Consider the following 3,834-nt stretch of genomic DNA (forward strand, 5'->3'; position numbering starts at 1 on the left):
TTCTCTGGCTTTCACCACCGGCACACCGTGGATTGGTGGCGTGTAGCGCATGTTCCTGAGCGGGATTGGCGCGCATATCCAGAACGGGCACAGATATACGCTAAGGTCGGATGCTGAGGGTATATGACGGAAAACAGGTATTTTCCGTCATTTTTTTCTTGCCGGGAAAAGATAGCCGCCAAGGTAGCAAAAACTGCACGACAAACCATGTCGCTTTGCATTACTGTGCGGAAACTCTTCTGATGAGGTTTGTCGTACATGCTGGTCGGTTATATGCGAGTGTCCTCAGCCGACGAACGCCAGTCAGTGGATCTCCAGCGCGATGCGCTGATCGCGGCTGGCGTCGATGCACGCCACATTCATTCCGACAAGGCCTCTGGTGCCCGCGACGATCGCCCTGGCCTCAAGACGTGCCTCGCCTGGCTCAAGGAAGGGGATACGCTGGTGGTCTGGAAGCTCGACCGTCTGGGCCGTTCTCTATCGCATCTTCTCGATATTATCGGAGATTTTCGGGAGCGTGGCATCGCTTTCCGATCCTTGACCGAACATATGGATACGGCAACCGCGCAAGGCGAGTTGCTGTTCTCGATGTTCGGCGCACTCGCCCAATACGAACGCGCCTTGACGCGCGAACGGGTCATGGCGGGGCTGGCAGCCGCCAGGCGCCGGGGTCGGCGCGGCGGTAGGCCGCCCGCGATCCACGCGGAGAAGATCGCGGCGATTACCGTCGCCCTCGAAGGCGGCGCCAGCAAAGCGGCTATATGCCGCAACTTCGGTGTACCGCGCTCGACGCTGATCGACACGCTGGCGCGGATTGGCTGGACGCCTCCCGGCAGAACCTGACAGATGCCGCGCCGTTCCGTTCTGACCGAGGCGCAGCGCCTGTTGCTGCTTGCCCTGCCCGAAAACGAGGCCGACCTGGTGCGTTACTGGACGCTCACTCCCGATGACCTGCGTGTCATTGTCAGTCGGAGAAGGGCGCACAATCGGTTGGGCTTTGCTATCCAGCTTTGCGCGCTGCGCTACCCGGGGCGGCTGCTCCGGCCGGGGGAGCTGATCCCTCAGATCCCGCTCGCCTTCATAGGGGATCAACTCGGGATCGAGCCGGACGCGCTCGCCGACTATGCCGTGCGTGGGCCGACCCGCTACGAACAGCTCGATACGCTGCGTGGAACATTCGGATTCCAGCAGTTCTGTCGGCCGCTCCAGATCGAGCTTCAGGCCTGGCTTCTGCCTGCGGCCCTGACGTCCAGCAGCGGAATCGTTCTCGCACGGATGCTGCTGGGCGAATTTCGCCGGCGATGCATCGTCGTGCCTGGTATCACCCAGATCGAACGCATGGTGGGCAAGGCGCTGCTCGATGCCGAGCGGTATGTCTGCGAGCTGCTGACGCGGCATCTCACCGCCGACCAGCGCGATCGGCTCGACGCCCTCCTCCAGCCGCATAGCGGCAGCCATATCAGCAGCCTCACCTGGGTGCGTCAGCCTCCTGGCCAGCCCGGGAGGCGTGCCTTCGCCGCGATCCTCGACCGGTTGTCGCTCCTGCGTGCGATCGACCTGGATTCCGGCCTCGTGGACACCATTCACCCGGAGCGGCTTCGCCGATTGTGCCAGGAAGGCGCGCGCCTCACGGCGCAACATCTTACCTCGTTGAACCCGGCACGGCGGCGCGCGGTGCTGGTCGCCACAGTCATCGAGACGCAGATGACGCTGACAGACGACGCGGTGCTCATGTTCGAGCGTCTGTTCGGTCAGTTGTTCCGCCGGGCGGAACGGCGCGAGGAAGCCGCATTGAAACGCGACCGTCGGACCATCAACGCCAAAATCCGCCTTCTGGCCGAGATCGGCGATGCGGTGTTGAGCGCCCGCGCTGACGACGCCGATCCATACGCGGCGATCGAGGGCGTCATCGGCTGGGACGTGCTGACACGGGAAGTCGCGGAAGCCCGTCGTCTCGTTCGTCCTGATCCGCTCGATCCCGTGGCGCTCTCCCGAGAGAACGCACCGATCCTGCGCCAGATCGGTCCTGCGTTCGTCGCCGCCTTCACTTTCGGGGCTGTTCCCGCCTGCGCACCTCTTGCCCAAGCTGTCGAGACCCTGCGCGGACTCGCCGACGGCCGGCACAGGCTTCCGGCCGACGTGCCGCTCGGCTTTGTCCGGACGAGCTGGCGGAAGCGGATCGACCGTGCTGATCTCGACCGCCGCATCTTCGCGTTCTGTGTCCTGGCGGAACTGCGCGATCGGCTGCGCGCGGGGGATATGTGGGTCGAGGGAAGCCGACGCTATCGCGCCGTCGAGCACCAGCTTATTCCAAAGCCGATTTTTTCCGCGATGCGCGAGGCCGGCCCCCTGCCGATCGCCGTCGCTGATACCGCAGCGGCCTGGCTGGCGGAACGCAAGGCGCTGCTCACGCGTCGGATCGCCGAGATAGAGGCGAAAGCGTCCACCGATACGCTCGAAGACGTGCGGATCGCCGAGGGGCGGCTGCGCATCTCGCCTTTGCGCGCGATCACTCCAGACGAGGCAGAGGACGCCCTGGCGCCCCTCTACGCACGCCTGCCGGCCATCCGGATCACCGATCTGCTGGCCGACGTGGATCGCTGGACGGGACTTGCCGGCTGCTTCACGCATTTGACTACCGGCCGGGCACACGACGATCCCCGCGCGATCCTTACCGCCGTTCTTGCCGATGCGACCAATCTCGGCCACGCCCGCATGGCCGAGGCCTGTGGGTTGGTAACTCGGCGTCAGCTCGGCTGGCTCTCGGCCTGGCACCTGCGCGAGGATAGCTACGGAGCGGCGCTGGCGAGGCTGATCGAGGCGCAGCATCGGCTGCCCCTTGCCGCGTTGTTCGGCGACGGCACCGCGTCCAGCTCGGACGGGCAGCACTTCCCGCTCGATCGGCGTGCACAGGCAACCGGCGCCGTCAATCCGCACAAGGGCAGCGAACCCGCCATCTCCTTCTACACCCATGTCTCTGATCGCTACGCGCCGTTCCATTCCACAGTCATCTCCGCCAGTGCCAGCGAGGCCGCGCATGTACTCGACGGCCTGCTCCATCATGGCGCCGACCTTGCGATCGAGCGTCACCATACCGATGGCGGGGGCGTTTCGGATCATGTGTTCGCCCTATGCCATCTCCTCGGTTTCCGTTTCGCCCCGCGCATCCCCAACATCGGTAACAGACGCCTGCATCTGTTCGGCGACATGAAGCCTGGGTCGACTGTCGCCCCATTGATGGCCCAGCCGATCGACGAACGCCTGATCTCCGAGCACTGGGACGACGTGATCCGGCTCGCCACCTCAATCCGTACCGGCGTCACCAGCGCGTCGCTGATGCTGGAACGGCTCGGTTCTTATCCTCGCGCGAACGGTCTCGCCCTTGCCCTGCGAGAGATGGGCCGCGTTGAGCGTACGCTGTTCACGCTCGACTGGATCGAGCTCCCCGAAGAACGCCGCCGCGCCACCCGCGAGTTGAACAAGGGAGAGGCCCAGAACGCCCTCAAGCGCGCCATCTTTTTCCATCGCACCGGCCGGATCCGCGATCACGGACTGCAAGCCCAGGGACATCGGGCGAGCGCGCTCAATCTCGTCGCCAGCGCCATCGTATTGTGGAACACCACCTATCTCGGAGCCGCAATGCGGCATCTCGAACGTCAAGGACGATCCGTTGCGCCTGATCTGCTCCAGCATCTCTCTCCGCTGGGGTGGCAGCATATCAACCTGACCGGGGATTACCTCTGGACCGACGCCGGCATCCCGGAAGGGAAACTCCGCCCGCTCCGGCAAGCCATCACAATCACCGATAATCCTTAGCGTATATCTGTGCCCGTT

The 3,834-nt window shown here is 64.4% G+C and carries 2 protein-coding genes; both read left to right on the forward strand.

Annotation, left to right across the window (positions count from 1 at the left end):
* The first annotated feature begins 258 nt into the window (after nt 1-258).
* Nucleotides 259-843: a recombinase family protein gene (locus AD928_RS00620; RefSeq protein ID WP_062247439.1), complete on the forward strand. Its 585-nt coding sequence runs from the start codon at nt 259-261 to the stop codon at nt 841-843.
* 3 nt (nt 844-846) lie between these two features.
* Nucleotides 847-3,816 (forward strand): Tn3 family transposase, encoded by a 2,970-nt coding sequence (locus tag AD928_RS00625; protein ID WP_062247441.1) that lies wholly within the window; start codon nt 847-849, stop codon nt 3,814-3,816.
* The last annotated feature ends 18 nt before the right edge of the window (nt 3,817-3,834 follow it).

The organism is Acetobacter cerevisiae, from assembly GCF_001580535.1.
GTDB lineage: Bacteria > Pseudomonadota > Alphaproteobacteria > Acetobacterales > Acetobacteraceae > Acetobacter > Acetobacter cerevisiae.

Excerpts from the sequence above, each read along its gene's own strand:
- AD928_RS00625 (WP_062247441.1), top strand. The coding sequence starts at position 847 with ATGCCGCGCCGTTCCGTTCTGACCGAGGCGCAGCGCCTGTTGCTGCTT.
- AD928_RS00620 (WP_062247439.1), top strand. The coding sequence starts at position 259 with ATGCTGGTCGGTTATATGCGAGTGTCCTCAGCCGACGAACGCCAGTCA.